Below are 23,317 nucleotides of genomic sequence, written 5' to 3' on the forward strand. Positions count from 1 at the left end.
GACGTCTCATCCCTCGGCGATACCTCCACCCTCGCCGACCCCTCCGTCGTCGACGACCTCGTCGCCAACCGCGTGGGATGAGCCTTCGCATCGCCGAGGGGGACATCACCCGTCTCGCGGTCGATGCCATCGTCAACGCCGCCAACAGCTCCTTGCTGGGCGGGGGCGGGGTCGATGGCGCGATCCATCGCGCGGCCGGGCCGGGGCTTCTGGAGGAGTGTCGCAAGCTCCGCGCGCTCGGTGGCTGCAAAACGGGCGATGCCAGGCTGACCGGGGGATATAATCTTCCGGCGCGGCATATCATCCATACCGTCGGCCCGGTCTGGCAGGGCGGGGAGAAGGGCGAGCCCGATCTCCTCGCCAGCTGCTACCGCCGCTGTTTCGAGATCGCACGCGCCAACCAGATCCGCAGTATCGCGTTTCCGGCGATCAGCTGCGGCGTCTATCGCTATCCGGTCGATCAGGCCGCAACGATCGCGGTGCGCGAAAGCCGCGCAGCGATCGCCGCGAACCCCGACCTCGACGTGACATTGATTGCATTCGGCGCCGACATGCGCCGTGTCTACGAAGACGCGCTCGGCTAGGCGCACGAGCGGCTGAGAGCATGAAATAGGGCGCGGGGAGATGATCCCCGCGCCCTATTTCGTTGCGATTGTCTTGGACAGGATGCCGGGGCCGAAGCCCCGGCCCGTCGTCACTTGACGCCGTGCATCCACTTCTTGAGCGGCCAGCTCAGCAGCAGCAGCAGCACGCCGAGGCCGATCGCCCAATAGGAGATCGTCGTGAATACCGCGGCATAGGTGTCGAGGCTGACCTTGAGGTTGGTCACCTGACCGCCCACCGTCTCGACGCTGGCGAACTGCGCGACGATGCCGGCGACAAATTGCGCGACCGAGATCGACAGGAACCACACGCCCATCATCAACCCGACGATGCGCGCGATCGACAATTTGGTGATCATGCTGAGGCCGACCGGCGAGATGCAGAGCTCGGCGAAGCTGTGGATGAAGTAGAGACCGGCCAGCCACCACAGTGCGACCTTGAAGTCCGGTCCGGCGAATTTGGTACCCCAGACCAGCAGCAGGAAGCCCAGCGCAACACCGATCATCGCGATACCGAACTTGACCGGGATGGTTGGTTCCAGCCCGCTCTTCGCCAATGTGGTCCACAGCACCGACATGATCGGTGCGAGCAGCACGATGAACGCCGCGTTGAAGAACTGGGTCTGACCCGCTGAGATGCTGAAGAGTCCGAACACCGACAAATTGGTGTTGCGATCGGCGAACAGCGTAAGCGACGAGCCCGCCTGTTCGAACAGCGTCCAGAAGACGACGTTGAAGACGATCAGCACCATCGCGGCCAGCATCATCTGGAATTCCTGCTTGGTGCCGGAGACGAACGACCAGATCAGGATGGCGGGCACGCCGAGCAGGAACGACCCGAACAGCAGCTTGCCCATCAGCGGCAGCGAGGTGACGTAGCCGATAAGGCCCGCCTCCGGCGGCACCGAGGTGGCGTTCATCAAATTGGCGTAGAGCAGGTAGAAGAGCGGAATGACGCACAGCGCGCCGGCGTAGATCCACCATTGCTGGCGCTCGACTCCGGGCTTCGCCGGCGGTTCGCCATAACCCTTGAGCCGCCCGCCATCGAACTGGATCAGCGACCACGAGATCATCATGCCGATCGCGGCGAGCAGGAAGCCGACCCACCAGTCGAACGCGACCGCGAGGAATGGGCACAGGATCTGCGACATCAGCGAGCCGAGGTTGATGCCCATGTAGAAGATCGTGAAGCCGGTATCGCGTCGTCGGTCGCCGGCCTCATAGAGCTCGCCGACCATGGTCGAGATGTTCGGCTTGAAGAAGCCATTGCCGACCGAGACCATCGACAGCGCGACCAGCAGGATCAGCACGTGGAACGGGCTGCGGTCCGCGCCGGATTCGAAGCCGCCCTTGGCGACCTCGCGCACCGTGGCGCCATTCTCGATCAGATCGACCGAGCCGTCGTCTTTGCCCTTGATCTCAAGCTTGCGCTCGCCATCGATGACGTAGCGCGTTTCCTTGCCCTGCACCTGCTCGATTGCCACCGTATAGCGCTGGCCGTCGATCGTCGCATGGGGCTTGGCGGTTTCGCCGCCGAAGCACAGGGTCAGATAGCCCAGCGACATGATGATCGCGCCGAACTTCACCGCGCGTTTCGAGCCGAGGAACTGATCCGCGAGATAACCGCCGATCAGCGGGGTGAGATAGACCAGCGCCGTGAACCCGCCATAGAGGCCCGTCGCCTGCCGATCGCCGAACATGAAATGCTGGGTCAGGTACAGCGTCAGCAGCGCGCGCATGCCGTAGAAGCCGAACCGTTCCCACATCTCGGTGGTGAACAGGCGTGCGAGCTGCCGGGGGTGCCCGAACCAGGTTTTCTCGGCCGCCGGATTGACGTGCGAGATATCCGGTTCTGACCGATTATCGGCGGTTGGGGTATCTACCATTCAGAGTGTTGCCCTTGTCTGTGATCCGGGCCTCCCGAGCCCGGGTTTATGGTTACAAATTAAACGGAATGGTCCGGGTGTAAAGCATGGCGCGCTCCGCGCCGGGTCCGGGTGCAATCGGCATTTGCCCGACGCGTCGCGCATTCCTAAATGCGCGGCTATGTTCAATGACAGCACCACCCCGCTCTCGCTGCTTGCCACCCGCCGCTCCGGCAAGGCGCGCGACATGATCGCGCCAGGCCCCGAAGAGGTGGAGCTGGCACAGATTCTTGAGATCGCCGCGCGTACGCCGGATCACGGCAAGCTGGCGCCCTGGCGCTTCGTCGTGGTCCCGCAGGATGCGCGCGATGCGCTCGCGGCGGGGATCGTCGCTGCCTATCGCGCCGAGAAACCCGATGCCGGACGGCTTGAGATCGAGGCGATGGACCAGTTCGCGCGTCAGGCGCCGACATTGGTCGTCGTGCTCGCCTCGCCCAGAGTCGGCAGCCATATCCCGCTTTGGGAACAGGAATTGTCGGTGGGAGCGGTGACGATGAACCTGCTCCACGCCGTCCACGCGAGCGGCTATGCCGGGTGCTGGCTCACCGGCTGGTCGGCATTCAGCGACCGGGTGCGCGACCTGTTCGGTGCCGCGCCCGAGCGAATCGCAGGATTCGTCTTCATCGGCACGCCTGGCAAAATGCTGGAGGAGCGGCCGCGGCCCGATATGGCGGAAACCGTCTCGGTCTGGGCCGGGGCCGCGGATAACCGGGCCTGAAGCGGTATCGGGTGAAACCGTCTTAGGAGTGGAACTTTCAGCACCATTGCTGTATTAAGTCAGCATGACAGCGCTCGAGCATGAAGACAGCCCGGTTTATCTGAAGCTGCGTGCCAGCATCGCGACCGCGATCCTGCGTGGCGAATACCGGGCAGGGGACCAGTTGCCGTCGGTGCGTGCGCTTGCCGCCGAACATGGCGCCAACCCGCTGACCGTCGCCAAGGCCTATCAGAGCTTTCAGGACGACGGCTATGTCGAGGTGCGCCGTGGCGTCGGGATGTTCGTGCTGCCCGGCGCAGTCGAGCGGCTGAAGATCGCCGAGCGCGACCGCTTCCTCAACGGCTATTGGCCCAAGGTGCGCGAGCATATCGCACTGCTCGGCCTCAACGCGCACGAGCTGCTCGACCGCGAAATCGCCTGAAGCGGCCGATTGTGCCCGCGGTGATGCGGGCGTAGCATCCGATCACTGTCGTCGGAGTTTGGCCGTGCGAATCCCGATCTCCATTCTCGCCGCTGTGGTGCTGGCGTCCTGCGCCGCCGAAACGCCGTCGCCGCCGGGGAATGATGTCGCCGCGAATTTCGCCGCGCCGTTGCCTGCGGGCAACGATTCCGCCGGTAGCGGCATAGAAGCTGTGGATGGACCGCTGTCGGTCTATGTGGGCAAATATCCGTTCGACAAGGTGGCGGGCGTCAGCTTCCTTGCGCATCCATTGGTGCGCGCTGCGGTCGAAGGTGCGGTTCCTGATGCGAAGATCCGTCGATGGATCCTCGACAAGGCCGGGCCGCGCAGCCCGATCACATTACACGACGGCCGGCTTGTTTCCGGGGGGTGTCAGGAGAATTTTTGCGGTCCGCATGAATGGACGGTGTTGCTGGCGCCAGACGGTACGAGGGCGGAGATCTGCTACAAACCCCCGGGCCAGAATACGCGGATCTGGTATGTGGGCGGCAAGGAGGTCAGGCGTACCGATCTCTGCCCCTCACACGGCGGCTGATCGGGCCGGTAAGGGGCGCCTGACGGTCAGCAGACCGAGCCGTTGTCGGTCAGATACTTGTCGATGAATTCGACAAAGCGGTCGCCGTCGACCAGCATGTTTCTGGCAGTGTCACCCCGCATCGCGCCTCAAGCCCGGAAAGCTGATCCTCCCGCGCCGGGACAACCGGTATGCCCTCCTTCTCGAACCAGCGCTTAAGCCGGTTGAACGGCGGCGCGCCGATCTCGAACGAAGGGCTAGGCAGCGAACGTCTCCGCATCGACCGCGTACAGCACATCGGCCTTCGCCATGGCCGCGGCCTTCAGCCCCATCGCCTCGGGCACGATCTGCTCGACATGGAAGCGCGCCGCAGCCTGCTTCATCGCGAGAAACGCCGGATCGCTCTCCGCGCCCGCCGCGATCCGACCCTGCTTCTCCATCAGCCAGCCGCATACCGCGACCGACAGCATCGTCAGGAAGGGGTAGCTACCCGCGAGCCGGTCGTCGATCTCGCTCGCCAGCATATGGCGGCCGACGTCGTCGCACGCTTCGATCAGCGCGATCAGCCCCGCATCCTGCGCCTCAGCGCGCATCTGTGCCGTCAGCGCGAACAGCGTGCCGCCATTGTCCATGCTGAGCTTGCGTCCGACCAGATCGGCGGCCTGGATCCCGTTGGTGCCTTCGTAGATCGGGAAGATGCGCGCGTCGCGGAAATGCTGGGCGGCGCCCGTCTCCTCGATATAGCCCATGCCGCCATGCACCTGGATGCCGAGGCTCGCGACCTCATTGCCAAGGTCGGTACCGTGCGCCTTGGCGAGCGGGGTGAGTAGCTCGAGCCGCGCCTTGGCGGCCGCGTCGCCCGCATTCGCACGGTCGAGCTGGCCGAATGCGAGGTAGACCAGCGCGCGCGCCGCCATCGTCTGCGCCTTCATGCGCAGCAGCATGCGACGAACGTCGGGATGCTCGATAATCGCCACCGGCTCGCGGCTCGGTGCTCCCGCACGGGCGGACTGGATGCGCTCGCGGGCATAGGCGACCGCGCGCTGGGTCGCACGTTCGGCGACTTCCACGCCCTGCAGCCCGACGTTGAGCCGCGCATTGTTCATCATCGTGAACATCGCGACGATGCCGCCCATCTCGTTGCCGATCAGTTCGCCGGCGCAATCGCCATTGTCCCCGAACGACAGGACGCAGGTGGGCGAGGCGTGGATGCCCATCTTGTGCTCGATCGAAACGACGCGGACATCGTTGAACTCGCCGGGGGTGCCGTCCGCGTTCAGCCGGTATTTGGGAACCAGGAACAGCGAAATGCCTTTGGTCCCGGCGGGCGCGCCGGGCGTGCGGGCGAGGACGAGGTGGACGATATTGTCCGCCATGTCATGGTCGCCGAAGCTGATGAAGATCTTCGTGCCCTTGATCGAAAACGTCCCGTCGCCGCGCGGCGTGGCGGTGGCGCGCAGCGCGCCGACATCCGACCCGGCCTGCGGCTCGGTCAGGTTCATGGTGCCGGTCCATTCGCCGGTGGCGAGTTTGGGCAGATAGGCGTCCTGCTGCGCGGCGGTGCCGTGATGCACCAGCGATTCGATCGCGCCGACGGTCAGCATCGGCGCCAGCGCAAAGCCGATATTGGCGGTCCCCAGCGTTTCGATCACCGCAGTGGCAAGGCTGATCGGCAGCCCCTGTCCGCCATAGGCTTCGGGCGACCCGATCGTGCCCCAGCCACCCTCGACATAGGCCTTGTACGCCTCGGGATAGCCGGCGGGCATCTTCACCCCCTCGGGCGTCCACTTCGCGCCGACGGTGTCGCCCGCGCGGTCGAGCGGCGCCCATTCGCCCGCGGCAAAGGCGCCCGCGCCCTCCAGCACGGCGTCGACAAGGTCGGGAGTGGCGGCTTCGGACAGCTCCGAAATGCCGGCAATATGCTCCAGCACAAAGCGCTGTTCGGTGGTGGCGGGGGTGAAGCTCATCGGTCCTCTCTTGCCGTCATTTTTCCCTCGCTATAGCCAGAGAGAATGAGCGCTCCAAATCCTCCGCAGATCACCCGCACCTTACCTTACGGCGAGGCGGCGATTGCTGAGGCCGCGGCGCTGATCGCGGCCGGCGGATGTGTCGCAGTGCCTACCGAGACGGTCTACGGACTCGCCGCCGACGCGACGAATCGCGATGCGGTGGCGGGGATCTACGCCGCCAAGGGCCGCCCCTCGTTCAATCCCCTGATCGTCCATGTCGCAGACCGGCAGGCGGCCGAGCGGATCGCACAGTTCGACCGTGACGCCCGCGCGCTCGCCGATGCCTTCTGGCCCGGTCCGCTCACGCTGGTGCTGCCGCTGCGGCCCGATGCGGAGATTGCCGGGCTGGTCACCGCGGGTCTCGACACCGTTGCGATCCGCGTACCCCAGCATCGCGCGATGCAGGCGCTGCTCGCTGCCTCGGGCAAGCCGCTCGCTGCGCCCTCAGCCAATGCCAGCGGGACGATCAGCCCGACGCGCGCCGCGCATGTCGTCACCAGCCTGCACGGCCGGATCGCGCTGATCGTCGATGACGGGCCGACCAGTGGTGGCATCGAATCGACCATCGTCGCGCTCGGCGGCAATCCGCGCCTGCTGCGCCCCGGCCCGATTTCCGCCGAGGCGATCGAGCGCGAAATCGGTCGCTGGCTTTCCGGTGGAAGCGAAGCGATCGAGGCGCCGGGCCAGCTCGCCAGCCACTATGCCCCGGCCAAGCCCGTGCGGCTCGACGCGACCGAGCGCTGCGCCGACGAATGGCTGATCGGCTTCGGCGCGGTCGCGGGCAACGACACACTGTCCGCCGCCGGCGACCTGATCGAGGCGGCGGCGAACCTGTTCGACGCGCTGCACCGCGCCGATGACTCGGATTGCGCTGCCATTGCCGTCGCGCCCATTCCCGACGAAGGCATCGGCATCGCGATCAACGACCGCCTGCGCCGCGCCGCGCACCGTTAGTGTTCCGCACCAGCCCGTTCCCCCACCCGGCCACCCAGCGCCAGCATCCTATGGGTGGCCGGGTGAGGGAGCGGGCTGGTGCCGGTTCGGCGAAGCCGAATCTCATCCAACCCTTTACACCTGCGTAACTAAGCATAGTCTCCCGCTTGCCGCGTAATGGCGTGTTCGAACACGAGAGTGGGAGAGGCATGATGACCAATGTGCAACGGGGCCTGGCCGAACTGATCGGCACATTCTGGCTGGTCTTTGGGGGCTGCGGCAGCGCGGTACTCGCGGCGGCGTTTCCGGACGTAGGAATCGGATTGCTCGGCGTCAGCCTGGCATTCGGCCTGACCGTGCTGACGATGGCCTATACGATCGGACATGTTTCGGGCTGCCATCTCAACCCGGCGGTGACCTTCGGCCTGTGGGCGGGCGGGCGCTTCGCGGGGAAGGACATCCCGCTCTATGTGATCGCGCAGGTGATCGGCGCGGTGATCGCAGCATGGTTGCTCTATTGCATCGCGAACGGTGCGCCGGGCGGATACGACCTTGCGGGCGGGCTCGCGGCGAACGGCTTTGGCGAGCATTCGCCGGGCAAGTTCAACTTCCAGTCGGCGCTGGCGATTGAGGTCGTGCTGACCTTCATGTTCGTCATCATCATCATGGGATCGACCGACAGCCGTGCGCCTGCAGGCTTCGCGCCGATCGCGATCGGTCTCGCGCTGACGCTGATCCATCTCATCTCGATCCCCGTCACCAACACCTCGGTCAACCCGGCGCGCAGCACCGGCCCCGCGCTGATCGTCGGCGGTTGGGCGATCCACCAGCTGTGGCTGTTCTGGGCGGCGCCGATCGTCGGCGGGGTGCTCGGCGGGATCTTCTACAAGGCGCTTGGCGCCGAAGCATCGAAGCGGCCCCCGGTCGAGGGTGAGCCTCTGCCCTGATCCTGTATTCCGTCACCCCGGTCGTACCGGGGTGACGGACGATCTCAGGCCTGCGCACCTTCCTTGATGCGGTTGGCGAAGCTCTTGCGCAGCTTGTTGAGCTTGGGCGGGATCACCGCGAGGCAATAGGGGTTCCGCTGCCCTTCGCCTTCCCAATAATCCTGATGATAGCCTTCCGCGGGCCACCAAATGTCGTTGGCCTCGATCGTGGTGACGATCGGCGCAGGCCATTCGCTGGCATTGCGCGCGATGCCCGCCTTCGCCGCTTCTTCCTGTTCGGGCGACTGGGGAAATATTGCCGAGCGATATTGCGTGCCCACGTCGCCGCCCTGCCGGTTGAGCTGGGTCGGGTCGTGCGTCGCGAAGAAGATGTCGAGCAGGTCGCCATAATGGATCTGCGCCGGGTCGAACACGACCTTCAGCGCCTCGGCATGGCCGGTATCGCCGCCGCACACCGCCTTGTAGGTCGGTTCGGGGACGTGCCCGCCGATATAGCCGCTTTCGACCGACTCGACGCCGATCAGGTCCTTGAACACGGCTTCCACGCACCAGAAGCAGCCGCCCGCCAGAATTGCGGTTTCGGTGGTCATCATCGAACTCCTTGCTTACCAAATGAAGATAGGGTTCAGGCCGCGTGCGAACAACGGGACGGGTGACGATGCGCGAAGGTACGGTAATGGTGACGGGCGGGGCGGGCTATATCGGCAGCCATGCGGTGCTGGCGCTGCTCGATGCGGGCTGGCACGTGGTGGTGCTCGACAATCTCGTCACCGGCTTCGACTGGGCAGTCGATCCGCGCGCCACGCTGGTGGTTGCCAATGTCGCTGACGACGACAAGGTCCGGGCCGCGATTCGCGCGCATGGCGTCACCGCGATCATGCACTTCGCCGGATCGGTGGTGGTGCCGGAATCGGTCAGCGACCCGCTCAAATATTACCGCAACAACACCGCCGCCAGCCGCAGCCTGATCGAGAGCGCGGTGAGCGAAGGGGTGAAGCACTTCATCTTCTCCTCCACCGCCGCGACCTATGGCATCCCCGAGGTCGTGCCGGTGCGTGAGGATTCGCCGCAGCTGCCGATCAACCCCTATGGCATGTCGAAGCTGATGACCGAGCATATGCTGCGCGACGTCGCCGCGGCGCATCCGCTGAACTTCGCGGCCCTGCGCTATTTCAACGTCGCCGGCGCCGATCCGCAGGGCCGCTCGGGCCAGAGCACCGCTGGCGCGACCCACCTGATCAAGGTCGCGGTCGAAGCAGCGACGGGTAAGCGAAACGGCGTCTCGGTCTTCGGCACCGACTTCGCGACCCGCGATGGCACCGGGGTGCGCGACTATATCCATGTCAGCGATCTCGCCGCCGCGCATGTCGACGCGCTTGACCTGCTGGTCGCGCAGCCGACGCAAAGCCATTTCCTCAACGCCGGCTATGGCCGCGGCTATTCGGTGCTCGAAGTGCTCGACGCGGTCGATCGCGTGACGAACGTCAAGATCGAGCGACATCTCGAAGGCCGTCGCGCGGGCGATCCGGACGAGCTGATCTCGGACAATCGCGCGATCCTCGACGCGCTGCCCTGGCGCCCGAAGCATGACGATCTCGACCGCATCGTTACCGACGCTCTCACCTGGGAGCGCAAGCTGGCAGAGCGCGCATGATCGAGCTGTTCCTCTCCGCCTTCGCCACCCTGTTCGTGGTGATCGACCCGCCGGGCTGCGCGCCGATCTATGCCGGGCTGACGAAGGGCGCGACCCACGCGCAGCAGCGCAGCATGGCGATCCGCGCGATCGTCATCGCCAGCGCGATCCTGCTGGTGTTCGCGCTGGTGGGAGAGGCGCTGCTCAGGACGCTCGGCATCAGCCTCAACGCCTTCCGCATCGCGGGCGGGATCATGCTGTTCCTGATCGCACTCGAAATGGTGTTCGAGAAGCGTCAGGAACGCCGCGAAGACCGCGCCAACAAGATCATGGACACGCCTGAGGTCGAGGACGTCTCGGTCTTCCCGATGGGCATGCCGATGATCGCCGGTCCCGGCTCGATCGCGACCGTCATGCTGCTCGTTTCGCGCAGCGAGGGGCCGGGCGAGACCGCGGTGGTGTTCGCCGCGCTCGGGCTGGTGCTGATCCTGACGCTGATCGCCCTCCTTGCGGCCGGCCCGCTGATGCGACTGCTCGGCGCGAAGATCGAATCGGTCATCACCCGCCTGCTCGGCGTGCTGCTCTCGGCGCTGGCGATCCAGTTCGTGATCGACGGGGTGAAGCGTAGCTTCGGGCTGTAACGGGGCGAAGCGCTCTGGAAATGTTGGAATTCGGCTGCTCTATCGTGATCGATGGGCGGCCAATTCTCTTCGGCGTTTCATGACCATCGTCGCGTCGACGGCGCGCGGTCGGCGCGTCTGCGTCGCGTGCGTGTCGCGAACCCGTCGATCCGTGTCGCGTTCGTGGCGCGCATGTGTCGCGTCGGTGTCGCGTCGTCGTCGCGCACCTGTCGCGTCACCGGCGCGCGGCAGTCGCTAACCCGTCGCGTTCCGGTCGCTTCGGCCGGAAATCAGTGTGTTTCCGTAAGTTTTGTCATGCGCTCAGCGGTCGTAACGGATCTTCCACAGCCGGTACGGGGCCTTTGCCGGCAGCCGCACCGGGACCAGCCAGTCCGGCACCTTGCCCTTAGCGAGCTGGCCATAGAAGCCGTTCGGCGCGCGGCTGCGATAGATCGTCGTCTCCGCCATATTGGGGCAGAGCAGCAGATACTGTGCGCCATAGCGTTTCGCGATCGGCCGGAACGCCTCGGGGCTGCCTGTAAAGGCGTGGTGCACGTCGAGGATCGCCCGCTCGTTGCGGTGATACGGCCCGGCAATGCCGTTATGATGCGTCATTACGATCAGCCGCGGCCCCAGATCGACATGGGTGAACAGCGTCGAGGGCGGCAGCGACCGGTCGAGCAGCGACATCCCCGACGCGCTCGCGCAACGCGCGTTGGACTGGGCGACGACGCTGCGCGCCTTTTGCGGCTTGTCGACCTTCACATATTTGACGACGAAGCCCGCGAAGAGTCCCGACAGCAACAGGAAGGCAGCGACCGCGCCCAGCACGCGCACCGCCATGAAGCGCTGGTTGAGGAACCACGGCACGACCAGCCACACCAAAGCGGTCGCGCCGGGAATGGCGAGCAGCTGCGCCGCCGGTCCTGCGCGGATCTGCCACAGCAGCATCGCCCCGGCAAAGGCGGTGAACAGCCCGATCGCAATCCAGCTGGTCAGCTGCACCGCCGATGCGCGGGCACGCCATGCGGCCACCGCTGCGCCGATGATGCCGATCACGGGGAGCACCGCGACGGGGAAGCCCATTGCGAAGCTGTGGCGATAGATCGGCCGCGCCTCGCGCACATTGCTCAGCCAGATCTCGTAAAGCTCGTCCGACACGCCCTCGGGCCGCGACAGGCATTGCGGGAACATCCCGGCAAAGCCGCCCGCGATTGCCGCGCCCGCTACTGCGGCAAGGCCCAGCCGCGCCGCGCGGTTCGCGGGGTTGAGCAGGCTGATCGCGAACAGCAGCACGCCCGCCGCGATGGTGACGGAGAGCCAGACCGGGGTCAGCGCGTCGCAGCGCATCGCGTGGTTGGCGTTGGACGCGAAGACCGCAAACCCCAATGTGCTCCCGCCGGCGAGGCTCAGCGCATAGGCCTGCATCCGCCGCACTTCGCCGCCGTCCCATACCCAGCGCAGCGTCACGATCGCGCCTGCGATCGCACAATAGGGCAGCAGCTCAAGTCCGATCGTGAGCGACGCTGCGCTCGAAAGGCCGACCACGAACCCGCCGCGCGCGCCCCTGGGATCGGTGATTCCGGCAAGCGTCACCGCAAGGCAGGCGAGCTGCCAGCCATGATGATCGATGCGCAGCGGCATGAACATCAGCATCGTCGAGCCGCAGCCGAGCAGGATAATCACCGCGATCGGCCAGGCGACCGGCGCGATCAGGCGGCGCACCGTCACGCCCAGTGCCGCCATCGTCAGCGTGAGTGGGAGGAGCGGGGCGATGCCGCACGCCAGCTTCTCGGCCATAGCCACACCGACGAAGGGCTTGAAGATCAGGATCAGCGCCGCGATCGGCAGGTCCACGAGCCGCGACCAGTGGATGTCGAGGCCCCCGGGCGGGCTCAGGCGATACTGGCGCAGATCGTACCAGCCCTGTCCGTCGAGCAGCGCACGCACCTGCATCAGCCGCATATTGTCGTCGGTATCGCCAAGCCCCAGCGCGTTGATCAGCCCCCAGCGGTCCCACAGGAACCATGCGGCGATTCCTGCCCAGGCCAGCAGCGTCCAGCGCAGCCAGTGGACCGACAATTCCCGCTCGAGGTCAAAGCCCGAAAGTCGCTTCGATTCCAAAACTGCTTCCCCTTGGAGCCGGGCCGCTCTAATGGCCCCGCCGTTCGCCCTGACCCCGGACTTGATCCGGGGGATGGGCTGTCCTTCTTCTTTCCGGTAAAAAGAAGCAAGACAGGGCTTCGACAAGCTCAGGCCGAACGGATAGAGCTTTGGAAATCCGCGACGGCAAGGCAGGCGTGACCGCAATCATTCATCGTATCGGCGAATTGCAGCGCAACGGGGTGCTGGGTCAGATCATACGCTTCGGCATCGCCGGCGTCATCTCGACCCTGATCTACTCCGCTGTCTATCTGCCGTTGGCGTGGTGGGTGTTCCCCAATCTCGCCGTTGCGGCAGTGCCCTTCGCCTTCGTCGTCGCGGTTACGTGCGGTTTCTTCATGCACAGCGCGTGGAGCTTCAAGGGACATGGCAGCCGCGACAACAGCGGGCGCCAACACCTCAAATTCCTGATCGTGCAGCTCTTCGGGCTGCTGCTCAACGCGCTGTTCACCTGGCTATTGGCCGATCTGCTGCACTATCCTGACTGGGTGCCGCTGATCCCGATCGTCACGATCACGCCGCTGGCGACTTTCGCCTTCAATCGCCAATGGGTATTTGGTTAGACTATGGACCGTATCGTCTACGACCGCATGGCCGAGCATGATTCCACCCATTGGTGGTATGTGGCGCGCCGCGACATCCTCGCCGACTTCATTGCGCGTGAAGTGAGCCTGCCCAAGGGCGCGCGCATCCTCGAGATCGGCTGTGGCACCGGGCACAACCTGCCCATGCTCGGCGCGTTCGGCGACGTCGACGCGATCGAGATCGATCCTGCTGCGCGCGAGATTGCCAGCAAGCGCCTCGGCAAGGAAGTGGGGCGTTCGCCGCTTCCCGAACTGTCGGGCGTCGCCGATGGCCTATATGACATGATCGCCGTGCTCGACGTGGTAGAGCATGTCGAGGACGATGTCGCCGCGCTCGAAGCGATGGCGAAGCGCCTCAAGCCTGGTGGCACGATCCTGATCACCGTGCCCGCACACCAGTGGATGTGGAGCGCACACGATGTCGTGAACCACCACAAGCGCCGCTATTCCAAGGCCACGCTGGCCGCAGTGCTGGAACGTGCGGGTCTGAAGTGGCGCAAGCTCGGTTATTTCAACTCGCTGCTCTTCCCCGCGGCGGTCGCGGCGCGGCTCGCGGGCAAGCTCACCGGCAAGGACGACAGCGACGATTCACCGCCTGCCAGGCCGCTCAACGCGATCTTTGAGAAGATCTTCGGGCTTGAACGCCATCTGGTCGGCCGCGTGCCGCTGCCCCCCGGCCTCTCGCTGATCGTGCTCGCCCAGCCCAAGGGCTAGTCCACTGCCCCGCTGGAGCAGCCAGTGGGGCAGTGATCCCATTTAGACCTCAAATGACTGGAAAGTTCCAACGCTCTCCGGTGACCCGATTGGTGACGCGAATAGGAAGAGGCATTGCGTCGCGAAGGTCGGGAAGGGGGGCGCTCAAAACTCGCGCCCTGCCGCTGACAAAGACGACTAGATAATCCTGATGTTCACCGACATAGCCAATCAGTTCAGTACCATCCGGTAAGGCCGCCGTTACGGCGTATAGCTTTCCGCGCATCCACTCAGTTTGGGCAGCGGCAATTGGCAGGGGGAAGTAGTGATCGTCCTCCCAGCTCACGCTATTGAGGGCGGCTCGAACTACGGCCTCAGGAACTCCCCAGCGGACGATCTCGTCGATATCGTCAGGCTCGTAGTACCCCGCCCATAACGGGCTTTCTTCGAAGTCGCTTGCGGTCAAGGACTCAACTGGCCGAAGGACAAATGATCCCGTTTCCATATGATGTTCGTATCTCGTCGAACGGTAGATAACCACCCAATAGCCGCCGTGCTTGCAATGTTGGAATTGGTTTGCTTGCATCGGCGGGCCGCGTGGCGGCCGCTCTTTGATTACGTCGATCCGTTCGGCTCAATGGTCCCCGGAACCTCCGCCGGACAACGGCGACAAAGCTGACAGGATGAATCGCGTTCCGCGTAACTTCGTCAACTTCGTGGCGATCTGTTGTCGGTCGGCAATTTTCGGAATCCACCCAATTCCGGTCGTTCCCGTGGATGCGTTCAGGACTCAGTTCGCCTCGGCGATCGCCACCAGCGCGGCGTCCATCGCCGGCGTTGCCGCAGTGCCCGACGGCACGTCGTTGGCATAGGCGGCGAAGGTCAGCGTCTTGCCGCTCTTCGTCGTCAGATAGCCCGCCAGCGCGTTGGTGGCGTTGATCGTGCCGGTCTTGGCGAAGATCTTTCCTTCGAGGATCGTGCCTTTGAACCGGCGGCCAAGCGTACCGTCGACGCCGCCGATCGGCAGCGTCTCGCGCCATGCCGCGCCCCAGCGCTGCGCGCTGATCCAGTGCAGTAGCTTGACCATCCCGCGCGGTGCGATGCGGTTATAGGTCGACATGCCCGACCCGTCGGCAAAGTCCCATGACGTGCGCGGTACGCCTGCTGCCGTGAACATCACCTCGACCTCGGCCAGCCCATCGGCGACCGATCCAGTACCTCTCGCCAGCCCGACCCGGCGCAGCAGCAGCTCGGTGTGGAGGTTCTGGCTGTCCTTGTTGATCGTGCGCAGGTCTTCCCACAGCGGCGGCGGCGTCAGCGCGGCGAGCGGGGCGGGGGACGTCGCGCGTGGCGGCATCGGTGCGAGGCGCTGGGCAGGATCGTCGGACAGCTCCGGTGTGCGGTAGCGCGATTGCAGTTCGCCCGTCACCCGGACCCCGCGCTCGCGCAGCAGCGTGGCGAGGCGCCAGGCGGCGTAGTGGGCGGGATCGTCGATCCCCATGCGGATCCGTTGCGGCTTGGCGTCGGCGGCGATGGTGCCGGTCAGGCGGATCGTGCGGCTGAAGGGCAGCCGGTCAACATCGAGGTCGGTCTTGCCGCCTGCCGCCACGGTGACGGCGCGGTTGTCGATCGTCAGGTAGCCGAGATGCGCGACGCCGGGAGCCGTGCCGGCCTTTCCGGGGGTCGCGGTTGCGATCAGCTCATTGTCGTCGAGCGTGAGCGCGGTCAGCGCGGTGCCATAGGGGCTGGGGATGTTGTTCCAGCTCATCCCCGCGCTCCAGCGCTCGTCGGGGAACAGGGTCGCGTCGCCGGTGATGTTGCGCACCCGCTTCGACTTCGCCGCGATCGCATCGGCCAGCTGCGACAGGCAGTTGGTGGCGCAGTCGGCCGCGCTGGAGAGCCGCGCGTCACCATGCCCGGTCAGAACGACGTCGCGTCCCTCGATCCGCACGCTGGCGCCGGCTGCGACGTCGGGCCGGTCTAAACCGGTCAGGGTCGACAGCGCTGCCGCCGTCGTCACGATCTTGGTGTTCGACGCGGGGATGAAGCGCTGATCGGGATTGACCGCGACGATCTCGCGACCCTGCGCGTCGGTCACCACCAGCCCGTACCGTGTGCCCGGCGCAGCCTTGGCAAGCTCGGCCTCGACACGACTCTGGAGCGGCGTCGCATGCTGCGCGGCAAGCGGGCTCGCGATTGCGAGCGCTAAAAGAGCGAGGGTGCGCTTCAAAGCAGCGTCGGCGGTTCGTCGGCCTTGCGGCGCGGGGGTTTGGCTGCCGCGGCGGGCTCCGGTTCGGGCAGCCCGTGACGGATCGGGGCGTGCGGCGACACTGTGACCTCGCCCGAATCGGCGAAGCGATAGCCAAGCGAGGCATGGCCCTTCACCGGACCCGCGACGTCCGCGACCAGATAGAGCGGGCGTCGCTTCGATTCGACATAAAGCCGGCCCAGATATTCGCCGATCATGCCGAGTACGAACATCTGCACCGCGCCGAGGAAGACGACGACCAGCATCGTCGAGGTCCAGCCCTGTACCGCATTCCCCAGCAGCCAGCCGATGACGATGTAGAGGAACAGCAGCGCCGACATACCGGTGAGCGCAAGCCCTGCATGGCTCGCGAAGCGCAGCGGTGCGGTGGAGAAGCCGGTCACCGCGTCGAGCGCAAAGCGGATCATCTTGGCCAGCGGGTATTTGGTCTCGCCCGCGTGCCGCTCATGCCGATCATAGACGAACGGCACCTGGCGGAAGCCGACCCAGGCGACCATGCCGCGGATGAAGCGCGCTTGCTCCGGCAGCGACAAGAAGGCGTCGAGTGCGCGTCGCGTCATCAGTCGGAAGTCGCCGGTGTCGAGCGGGATCGGCGTGTCGGTGATGCGATCGAGCATGCGATAGAACAGCGCCGCGGTCGCCTTTTTGAAGAAGGTCTCGCCTTCGCGCTTGCGCCGCACGGCATAGACCACGTCGGCGCCCTGCTCACGCAGCGTCGCGCGCATCTCGGTGAGCAGCTCGGGCGGATCCTGCAGGTCCGCGTCGATCACCAGAATCTCCTCGCCCGCACACAGGTCCAGCCCGGCGGTCAGCGCAAGCTGATGGCCGTGATTGCGCGACAGGTTGATCGCGACGAGGTGCGGGTCGGCGGCCGACAGGCGCTGCATGACGGCCCAGCTGCCGTCGCGTGAGCCGTCGTTGATCAGCACGATCTCGTAATCGTCTCCGACCGCAGCGCGCGCGGCGGCGGAGACGCGGCCGTGGAGCAGCTCGAGACAGCCTTCTTCATTGTAGCACGGCACGACGACCGAGAGCTTGGGACGTTGCATGACGAGCGGCTTAGCGCGCCGTCAGCGAAAAATCATGCGTGTTTTGCATGCCGGGCATCGACCCCGCGCAATTGACAGTGGTTCGCAACAAGCTTAGGCGCGATCTAATAATGCGAGTCAGTCGCAATCGCAAAGTTCAAGGGGAAATCATGTACCGATCACGTAGCTTCCTTGTCGCCGGAGCCAGCCTGTTGGCCCTCGCCGCGGCTCCGGCTTTCGCCGAGGAAGCCGATACCGATGCGCGGGATACCGTCACCGTCACCGCGACCCGCTCGCCGCTGGCGACGCAGGATGCTCCGGCGACGGTCAGCGTGATCGGCGAGGAGCAGATCGCCGACGAACTGGTGACCGACATCAAGGAACTGGTGCGGTTCGAACCGGGCGTAAGTGTCACCCGCCAGCCGACACGCTTTGGCGCCGCGCTCGGTACGACCGGTCGCGCGGGCAATGAGGGTTTCAATATCCGTGGCATGGGTGGCAACCGTGTGCTGATCCAGGTCGACGGGGTGCGCGTGCCCGACGGGTTCACGTTCGGCGCGCAGGGTGTGGGCCGCGGCGACTATGTCGATCTCGGCCTGATCAAGTCGGTTGAGATCCTGCGTGGCCCCGCCTCGGCGCTCTATGGCAGCGACGGTCTGGCCGGCGCGGTGAGCTTCATCACCGCAGATCCTAAGGACTTTCTGCGCGAGGGGCAGAATTTCGGCGGTCGCGCACGCGCATCCTGGTCCTCGGCAGACAATGAATTCAGCGAGACGCTGATCGTCGCCGGGCGCTCGGGCGACTGGTCGGCGATGGCCGCCTATACCCGTCGCGATTTCAACGAATATGAGAATCAGGGCACCGTCGACGGCGACCGCGCAACGCGGACGAAGGCCAATCCGCAGGATGGCCGGTCGAACGCAGCGCTCGGACGCATCGTCTACGAAAGCGGCGGACATCGTTTCCGGCTGACCGGCGAGTATCTCGACACGCATCTGTTTACCGATGTGCTCACCGGTCATTCGGCGACTGTCCTCAACCTCGACGCGACCGATACCGGCCATCGCTGGCGCGCGGCGCTGGACTGGACCTGGACCGGCAGCGGCACGATCGAGCAGGCGCGGCTTGCCGCCTATCTTCAGGACTCGGAGGATCGCCAGTTCACGTTCGAGGATCGCACACCCGCGGTCGATCGCACGCGGCTCAACACATTTGAAAACCGCGTCTATGGCGCGGCGGGCGATGTGCGGTTGAACTTCGGCAGCGCCGAAACGCCGCTGCGCCTGGTTCTTGGAGGCGACGTCAGCGTGACGCAGCAAAAGGGGCTACGCGACGGCACCGTTCCACCTGCGGGCGAAGTCTTCCCGGCCCGTGCCTTCCCCAAGACCGACTATACGCTGGTCGGCGCGTTTGCAGCGGGCGAGATCACGCTGGGCCCGGTGACGTTGCATCCGGCGCTGCGCTTCGATCATTACAATTTGTCGCCGGACAAGGACCCGTTGCTTCCGGCCTTTGCCGCGGCAAAGCAGAGCGGCTCGCACGTCTCGCCCAAGATCGGTGCGGTGGTGAAGCTGGGTGAAACGGTGCGGCTGTTCGCCAACTACGCACAGGGTTTCAAGGCGCCCGAGCCGGGTCAGGTGAACCAGTTCTTCGAGAACCTTGCCTTCGGCTACACCTCGCGGCCCAATCCGAACCTGCGGCCTGAGACCAGCGAAGCATTCGAGGCCGGGATCCGGTTCCTCGGCAACAATGTCCGCCTCGATCTGACCGGCTTCCATGTCGACTATGACGACTTCATTTCGCAGGAGGTGGTGAGCGGCGCCTTCACCCCCGCCAACCCTGCGGTCTATCAGTTCATCAACATCAACCGTGCGCAGGTGAAGGGCGCTGAGGCGCGCTTTGAGGTGTGGAGCGACAATGGCTTCACCGGCCGTCTTGCCTTCTCTTACGCCGATGGCAACGAGGTCAGGGCCTCGGGGATCAAGACGCCCTTGCAGTCGGTCGATCCGATCAAGCTGGTGGTCGGCGCGGGCTGGCGCGATCCGGCGGGGCGCTTCGGAGGTCAGCTGATCGCTACCTACAGCGCGCAAAAGGGCGTGCGCGAAACCTATGGGTCGAGCTGCTACCCGCTGCCGACCACGACGGTTCCCAAGCCCGTGCCGGGTTGTTTTCGCGGCGACGAGTTCGTGACGCTTGATATCACCGCCTTCTGGCGACCGGTCGAGGCGCTGACCCTGCGCGCGGGTGTCTTCAACATTACCGACGCGAAATACTGGTGGTGGAACGACGTTCGCGGTCTCGCCGCATCCTCCACAATCAAGGATGCCTATTCTCAGCCCGGCCGCAACGCGAGCGTCTCGGCCAGCATCCGCTTCTGAATACCGAACGATCAAAAATAGAGGGCAAAACAATGAAGAAGATGATGTGGATCGCGGGAGCCGCTCTGATTGCCTGCGCCGCTCCGGCGCTGGCCGACGGGCCGGTCAAGGCGGGCAGCGAGGCCGAGTCCAAAGCGTCGTTCGAGGCCGACCGCAAGGACATCCTCGCAATGGCCGGCAACTATAAGGTCCGGTTCGATATGCAGGAATCGACGCCCTGGCGCGCCGACTACACGCCGATCGCCGCCAAGGTTTCCGGCGGGCATGAATCGGTCCGTGTGATCGAGGACACCGGCCGCGTGATCCGCCTCCAGCACCTTCTGGTCGTGAGCCATGAGGGCAAGGATATGATCATCAAGCATTGGCGACAGGACTGGGAATATGAGCCCGCCAAGGTGCTGGTCTATTCCGGGCCCGACAGTTGGACCTGGGAAGAGGTGCCCGAGCGAATGCGCAAGGGCCGCTGGTCGCAGACGGTCTATCAGGTCGACGACAGCCCCCGCTATGGCGGCTGGGGTCAGTGGACGACCGAGGCGGGGGTCCGTCGCTGGCGTTCCAACTGGACGTGGCGCCCGCTCGCCCGCCGCGATGCGGTGCGCGGCCCGGTCTATGACCGCTATTACGGGATCAACCGCCACCAGATCAGTCCGGCCGGCTGGATCCACTGGCAGGACAACACCAAAATGGGCCAGTTCGACGGCAAGCTTGAGCCGGTCGTGCAGGAATATGTCCTCAACACCTACACGAAGTTCGACGGCTATGCCGTGAAGGCGGCCGACGACTATTGGGCGTCGACAAAGGGCTATTGGGCCGCGGTCCGTGGCGAATGGGACCGTATCGCCACCGCCAAGAACGGTATCCGCATCACCGAAGCGGCTGAGGCCGGGACGGTGATCGCCAGCCGCCTGCTCGGCATCGCCGACGACATCCAGAGCGGCAAGACCAAGGAGGCCGACGCGATTCGGACCGCCAAGGCGCTGATGGATCAGGCGACGCGTGCGGCGGGGCAGTCCGCCAACTGAGTTTCACGAGACCCTCCGGCACCCCATGTGCCGATCCCTGGCCCGCCCCGGAATCAGCCCCGGGGCGGGCATTTTTCTTTGGCGCGATGGTGCACTGCAACAGGTTCGTCACCAATTGAGGACATGGAGCCGGACATGGGCATTCCGCCCGCGTCTACAGGGGCTTCCGTCATGTCGATCCGCTTCCCGCTTCTTGCCTTTGCCAGCCCGATCGCGCTCGCTGCGACCCCTGCTCTGGCGCAGGATGCACCCGCGGAGCCGGTGGTAGACGACGTGGTCGTCACCGCGCAGTTCACCGAGCAGCGCCCGATCGAGGTGCCCTTCGCGCTCACCGCCTATGACGACCGTTTCCTCGAGCGGCTCAACATTCAGGAGTTCGACGCGCTCTCGCGCTACGTGCCGGGCTTTGAGGTGCAGAACCAGTCGCCCAACAACCCCGGCTTCGTGATGCGTGGCATCACCTCCGATTCGGGCAGCGCGTTCAATGAGCCGCGGGTTTCGGTCTTTCAGGACGGGGTTTCGATCTCCAAGTCGCGTGGCTCGTATGTCGAGCTGTTCGACCTTGAGCGGGTTGAAATCGCGAAGGGGCCGCAATCGACACTCTATGGTCGCGGCGCGCTGATCGGCGCGGTCAACCTCATTCAGGCAAAGGCCGACCCGAAGGCGGGCTATGGCATGCTGCGCGCATCGGGTGGCAACTATGGCATGTATCGCGTCGACGGGACCTGGAACATTCCGCTGACCGACGATCTCGCGATCCGCGCCGCAGCGCGCGTCAAGAAGCGCGACGGTTTTGTCGAGGATCTGCTCGGCGGGCGCGATTTCAACGGGATCGAGAGCGAGGCCGTGCGCGGCAGCCTGCGCTGGGAGCCTGCCGGCTTCACCTTCGATCTGATCGGCAACTACCAGACCGATCGCGCCACCGGCACGGCGTTCAAGTCGATCGCCTACAACCCCACCGACACGATCACCGGTGCGGTCATCGGCAATCGCGGCCGCAACACCGGCGCGGCGCTTGCAGCCGGGCCGGGGTTCGAGGGCGGCAAGCGCCTTGGCCTCGAGCGTGAAGTGTGGGGCATCACCGGCATCGCCAATGCCGAACTCGGCAACGGCTTCTCGGTCAACGGCACGCTTTCCTATCGCGCGTTCAGCGGGACCGAGATCTTCGACGCCGATGGCATCGCGCTTCCCGTGCTGACCGCGGCGGAGGATGCGGCGGGCACGCAGACCATGGGAACGTTGCGTCTCGCCTGGGACAATGGCGGTCCGCTCAAGGGCTTTGTCGGCGCGACCTATTTCTACGAGGACGGTCACCAGCGCACCCCGGCGCAATTCGACGAGCGCGTCACGCTGGCACGGCTGACCAACACACTCAACGGCGGCGGCGCGATCCCCGGCCGTCCGGCGAGCGATCCGGCGCCGATCTCGGTGTTCGGCAACACTGCCTTCACCGGCCAGTTGCTTCAGGGCGTCGCGGCTGCGCGCGGCTACGTCTTGTCCGCCCCGCTGGCGCAGGCGATCGCGGCTAACCTCAAGAGCGCGCATCGCGAAACCAGCACCAATTTCAGCCGCACCAAGGCGTGGGATCTGTTCGCCGACATGACCTTTGAGGTCAGCGACCGGTTCGAGATCGGCGGCGGCATCCGCTACAGCCGCGACGACAAGCGGACCAGCTACACGGCGTCGATCCAGAATGGTCGCTCGATCCTCGGCGGGTTTATCGGCGCGCTGAGTCAGAGCGAACCGGCGCGCACCGCGCTGCTCAATGCGCTGGCCGCGCCCGGTGCCGCGAACATCCCGCAATCGGCGCTCTATCCGGTGCCGATGTTCGGCCTCGGACTTCAGCCGACTGCGAACAACGGTGATCTGTTCGCACAGACCAACGACAGCGGCGGCTTCACCTGGCGCGCGACCGCCCGCTACGAGCTGAGCCCGCAGGCAAGCGTCTACGCCAACTATGCGCGCGGCCGCCGGCCCGAAGTGCTCGGCGTCTCCCCGCCGGCAGCTCCGGGAGGCGCGGCGCGCTTCAACCTGCTCCCCGCCGAAACCGTCGACAGTTTCGAGATCGGACTGAAGACCGAGCTGTTCAACCGCACCCTGTTCTTCGATGGCGCAGCTTTCTACTACGACTACAGCAACTTCCAGACGACCGAGCAGGTCGGCACCAGTTTCGTCACGGTCAACGCGGGCAAGGCGCAGAGCTATGGCTTTGAGGGACAGCTGCGCTGGAACCCGGCCGATTGGGTCAATCTGTTCGCGACCTATGCCTATAACCATAGCCGCTTCAAATCGGGCGCCCGCGACGGCAACCGCTTTCGCCTGTCGCCCGATCACAGCGCATCGGCGGGCGTGACGCTGCGCGGAAATGTCGGGCCGGTCGCGATCGACTTCACCCCGGACGTGACGTGGCAGTCGAGCGTGTTCTTCGACGACGACAATGATCTCGCGCGTCTTCAGACCGGAAACCTCATCCCCGACACGCTGCAGGACGAGACGCAGGGCGCTTATGCCACGGTCAACGCGCGGATCGGGATCGAAACCGCCAACGGCCGCTGGCGGATCGAGGGCTTCGTCACCAACCTGTTCGACAAGGAATACATCAAGGACGCGGGCAACACTGGCGATGGTCTTGGCCTGCCCACTTTTATCGCGGGCGAGCCGCGCATGTGGGGTGCATCGCTGATGCTGCGGCTCGGGGGGAAGTAGGCGGGATACCCTGCCCATAACCTCCCGCCGTCACCCCGGCCTTGTGCCGGGGGCCACTCAGCCTCACCGTCTGACCTTTCTGCTCTGGTCCAGGGCTCGCCTCCCGGTGGACC

Annotated in this window: 20 protein-coding genes; 13 read left to right on the forward strand and 7 right to left on the reverse strand. The window is 65.4% G+C overall.

The genetic code is table 11. From position 1 onward, the window contains the following. Positions 1-77: 77 nt before the first annotated feature. Positions 78-584 carry an O-acetyl-ADP-ribose deacetylase gene (locus AC07NK_RS09600; RefSeq protein WP_495170362.1) on the forward strand — a complete coding sequence of 169 codons (507 nt, stop codon included), beginning with the start codon at positions 78-80 and terminating at the stop codon, positions 582-584. Positions 585-694: 110 nt separating this feature from the next. On the opposite strand, the gene AC07NK_RS09605 is transcribed toward AC07NK_RS09600, so the two are convergent. Continuing rightward, a complete protein-coding gene (locus AC07NK_RS09605; protein ID WP_495170363.1) occupies positions 695-2,488 on the reverse strand; it encodes a peptide MFS transporter in 1,794 nt (597 codons plus the stop codon). A 160-nt stretch (positions 2,489-2,648) separates the two neighbouring features. On the opposite strand from AC07NK_RS09605, the gene AC07NK_RS09610 reads away from it, so the two are divergent. The 3 genes from AC07NK_RS09610 (at position 2,649) to AC07NK_RS09620 (ending at position 4,240) form a co-directional block, all read left to right on the forward strand. Then, positions 2,649-3,245 carry a nitroreductase family protein gene (locus AC07NK_RS09610; protein ID WP_495170364.1) on the forward strand — a complete coding sequence of 199 codons (597 nt, stop codon included), beginning with the start codon at positions 2,649-2,651 and terminating at the stop codon, positions 3,243-3,245. A gap of 64 nt (positions 3,246-3,309) precedes the next feature. Further along, positions 3,310-3,666, forward strand: a complete 357-nt coding sequence (locus AC07NK_RS09615) for a GntR family transcriptional regulator (protein ID WP_495170365.1) — start codon at positions 3,310-3,312, stop codon at positions 3,664-3,666. Positions 3,667-3,760: 94 nt separating this feature from the next. Continuing rightward, entirely contained in the window at positions 3,761-4,240 is a 480-nt protein-coding gene (locus tag AC07NK_RS09620) for a hypothetical protein (RefSeq protein WP_495170366.1), read from the forward strand. A gap of 236 nt (positions 4,241-4,476) precedes the next feature. Here the strand turns inward: AC07NK_RS09620 and AC07NK_RS09625 are convergent, their stop codons facing one another. After that, a complete protein-coding gene (locus AC07NK_RS09625) occupies positions 4,477-6,186 on the reverse strand; it encodes an acyl-CoA dehydrogenase family protein (protein ID WP_495170367.1) in 1,710 nt (569 codons plus the stop codon). 45 nt (positions 6,187-6,231) lie between these two features. Here AC07NK_RS09625 and AC07NK_RS09630 point away from each other — a divergent pair, with 45 nt between their 5' ends. Continuing rightward, positions 6,232-7,182: an L-threonylcarbamoyladenylate synthase gene (locus tag AC07NK_RS09630; RefSeq protein WP_495170368.1), complete on the forward strand. Its 951-nt coding sequence runs from the start codon at positions 6,232-6,234 to the stop codon at positions 7,180-7,182. A 191-nt stretch (positions 7,183-7,373) separates the two neighbouring features. Continuing rightward, positions 7,374-8,108 carry an aquaporin Z gene (gene aqpZ, locus AC07NK_RS09635; protein ID WP_495170369.1) on the forward strand — a complete coding sequence of 245 codons (735 nt, stop codon included), beginning with the start codon at positions 7,374-7,376 and terminating at the stop codon, positions 8,106-8,108. A gap of 44 nt (positions 8,109-8,152) precedes the next feature. Here aqpZ and msrA read toward each other — a convergent pair whose 3' ends face one another. Then, positions 8,153-8,698 carry a peptide-methionine (S)-S-oxide reductase MsrA gene (gene msrA / locus AC07NK_RS09640; RefSeq protein ID WP_495170370.1) on the reverse strand — a complete coding sequence of 182 codons (546 nt, stop codon included), beginning with the start codon at positions 8,696-8,698 and terminating at the stop codon, positions 8,153-8,155. Between the two features lie 68 nt (positions 8,699-8,766). Here msrA and galE point away from each other — a divergent pair, with 68 nt between their 5' ends. Further along, complete coding sequence (gene galE, locus AC07NK_RS09645) at positions 8,767-9,762, forward strand: UDP-glucose 4-epimerase GalE (protein WP_495170371.1); 996 nt, start codon at positions 8,767-8,769, stop codon at positions 9,760-9,762. After that, the gene (locus AC07NK_RS09650; protein ID WP_495170372.1) at positions 9,759-10,382 is read left to right on the forward strand and encodes a MarC family protein; all 624 of its coding nucleotides are present in this window, start codon (positions 9,759-9,761) and stop codon (positions 10,380-10,382) included. Before galE ends, AC07NK_RS09650 begins: the two co-directional genes overlap by 4 nt. A 300-nt stretch (positions 10,383-10,682) precedes the next feature. Here the strand turns inward: AC07NK_RS09650 and AC07NK_RS09655 are convergent, their stop codons facing one another. Next, complete coding sequence (locus AC07NK_RS09655) at positions 10,683-12,485, reverse strand: AcrB/AcrD/AcrF family protein (RefSeq protein WP_495170373.1); 1,803 nt, start codon at positions 12,483-12,485, stop codon at positions 10,683-10,685. 149 nt (positions 12,486-12,634) lie between these two features. On the opposite strand from AC07NK_RS09655, the gene AC07NK_RS09660 reads away from it, so the two are divergent. Together AC07NK_RS09660 and AC07NK_RS09665 are read left to right on the forward strand one after the other, a co-directional pair. Next, positions 12,635-13,087: a GtrA family protein gene (locus AC07NK_RS09660; protein WP_495170374.1), complete on the forward strand. Its 453-nt coding sequence runs from the start codon at positions 12,635-12,637 to the stop codon at positions 13,085-13,087. 3 nt (positions 13,088-13,090) lie between these two features. Continuing rightward, the gene (locus AC07NK_RS09665) at positions 13,091-13,822 is read left to right on the forward strand and encodes a class I SAM-dependent methyltransferase (RefSeq protein WP_495170375.1); all 732 of its coding nucleotides are present in this window, start codon (positions 13,091-13,093) and stop codon (positions 13,820-13,822) included. Between the two features lie 49 nt (positions 13,823-13,871). On the opposite strand, the gene AC07NK_RS09670 is transcribed toward AC07NK_RS09665, so the two are convergent. The 3 genes from AC07NK_RS09670 to AC07NK_RS09680 form a co-directional block, all read right to left on the reverse strand. Next, the gene (locus AC07NK_RS09670; protein WP_495170376.1) at positions 13,872-14,267 is read right to left on the reverse strand and encodes a hypothetical protein; all 396 of its coding nucleotides are present in this window, start codon (positions 14,265-14,267) and stop codon (positions 13,872-13,874) included. Between the two features lie 324 nt (positions 14,268-14,591). Next, positions 14,592-16,031, reverse strand: coding sequence for a D-alanyl-D-alanine carboxypeptidase/D-alanyl-D-alanine endopeptidase (dacB, locus tag AC07NK_RS09675; protein WP_495170377.1), 1,440 nt, complete (start codon positions 16,029-16,031; stop codon positions 14,592-14,594). Further along, entirely contained in the window at positions 16,028-17,119 is a 1,092-nt protein-coding gene (locus tag AC07NK_RS09680) for a glycosyltransferase family 2 protein (RefSeq protein WP_495170378.1), read from the reverse strand. Before AC07NK_RS09680 ends, dacB begins: the two co-directional genes overlap by 4 nt. Positions 17,120-17,268: 149 nt before the next feature. Here AC07NK_RS09680 and AC07NK_RS09685 point away from each other — a divergent pair, with 149 nt between their 5' ends. From AC07NK_RS09685 to AC07NK_RS09695, 3 genes are all read left to right on the forward strand, one after another. Continuing rightward, entirely contained in the window at positions 17,269-19,476 is a 2,208-nt protein-coding gene (locus AC07NK_RS09685; RefSeq protein WP_495170379.1) for a TonB-dependent hemoglobin/transferrin/lactoferrin family receptor, read from the forward strand. A gap of 32 nt (positions 19,477-19,508) precedes the next feature. Continuing rightward, the gene (locus tag AC07NK_RS09690; protein WP_495170380.1) at positions 19,509-20,498 is read left to right on the forward strand and encodes a DUF6607 family protein; all 990 of its coding nucleotides are present in this window, start codon (positions 19,509-19,511) and stop codon (positions 20,496-20,498) included. A 171-nt stretch (positions 20,499-20,669) separates the two neighbouring features. Continuing rightward, entirely contained in the window at positions 20,670-23,204 is a 2,535-nt protein-coding gene (locus tag AC07NK_RS09695) for a TonB-dependent receptor (protein WP_495170381.1), read from the forward strand. Positions 23,205-23,317 lie beyond the last annotated feature (113 nt).

It is taken from the genome of Sphingomonas sp. GW821-FHT09B04, from assembly GCF_059418285.1.

Excerpts from the sequence above, each read along its gene's own strand:
- AC07NK_RS09600 (WP_495170362.1), top strand. The coding sequence starts at position 78 with ATGAGCCTTCGCATCGCCGAGGGGGACATCACCCGTCTCGCGGTCGAT.
- AC07NK_RS09605 (WP_495170363.1), bottom strand. The coding sequence starts at position 2,488 with ATGGTAGATACCCCAACCGCCGATAATCGGTCAGAACCGGATATCTCG.
- AC07NK_RS09610 (WP_495170364.1), top strand. The coding sequence starts at position 2,649 with ATGTTCAATGACAGCACCACCCCGCTCTCGCTGCTTGCCACCCGCCGC.
- AC07NK_RS09615 (WP_495170365.1), top strand. The coding sequence starts at position 3,310 with ATGACAGCGCTCGAGCATGAAGACAGCCCGGTTTATCTGAAGCTGCGT.
- AC07NK_RS09625 (WP_495170367.1), bottom strand. The coding sequence starts at position 6,186 with ATGAGCTTCACCCCCGCCACCACCGAACAGCGCTTTGTGCTGGAGCAT.
- AC07NK_RS09630 (WP_495170368.1), top strand. The coding sequence starts at position 6,232 with ATGAGCGCTCCAAATCCTCCGCAGATCACCCGCACCTTACCTTACGGC.
- aqpZ (WP_495170369.1), top strand. The coding sequence starts at position 7,374 with ATGACCAATGTGCAACGGGGCCTGGCCGAACTGATCGGCACATTCTGG.
- msrA (WP_495170370.1), bottom strand. The coding sequence starts at position 8,698 with ATGACCACCGAAACCGCAATTCTGGCGGGCGGCTGCTTCTGGTGCGTG.
- galE (WP_495170371.1), top strand. The coding sequence starts at position 8,767 with ATGCGCGAAGGTACGGTAATGGTGACGGGCGGGGCGGGCTATATCGGC.
- AC07NK_RS09650 (WP_495170372.1), top strand. The coding sequence starts at position 9,759 with ATGATCGAGCTGTTCCTCTCCGCCTTCGCCACCCTGTTCGTGGTGATC.
- AC07NK_RS09665 (WP_495170375.1), top strand. The coding sequence starts at position 13,091 with ATGGACCGTATCGTCTACGACCGCATGGCCGAGCATGATTCCACCCAT.
- AC07NK_RS09680 (WP_495170378.1), bottom strand. The coding sequence starts at position 17,119 with ATGCAACGTCCCAAGCTCTCGGTCGTCGTGCCGTGCTACAATGAAGAA.
- AC07NK_RS09685 (WP_495170379.1), top strand. The coding sequence starts at position 17,269 with ATGTACCGATCACGTAGCTTCCTTGTCGCCGGAGCCAGCCTGTTGGCC.
- AC07NK_RS09690 (WP_495170380.1), top strand. The coding sequence starts at position 19,509 with ATGAAGAAGATGATGTGGATCGCGGGAGCCGCTCTGATTGCCTGCGCC.
- AC07NK_RS09695 (WP_495170381.1), top strand. The coding sequence starts at position 20,670 with ATGTCGATCCGCTTCCCGCTTCTTGCCTTTGCCAGCCCGATCGCGCTC.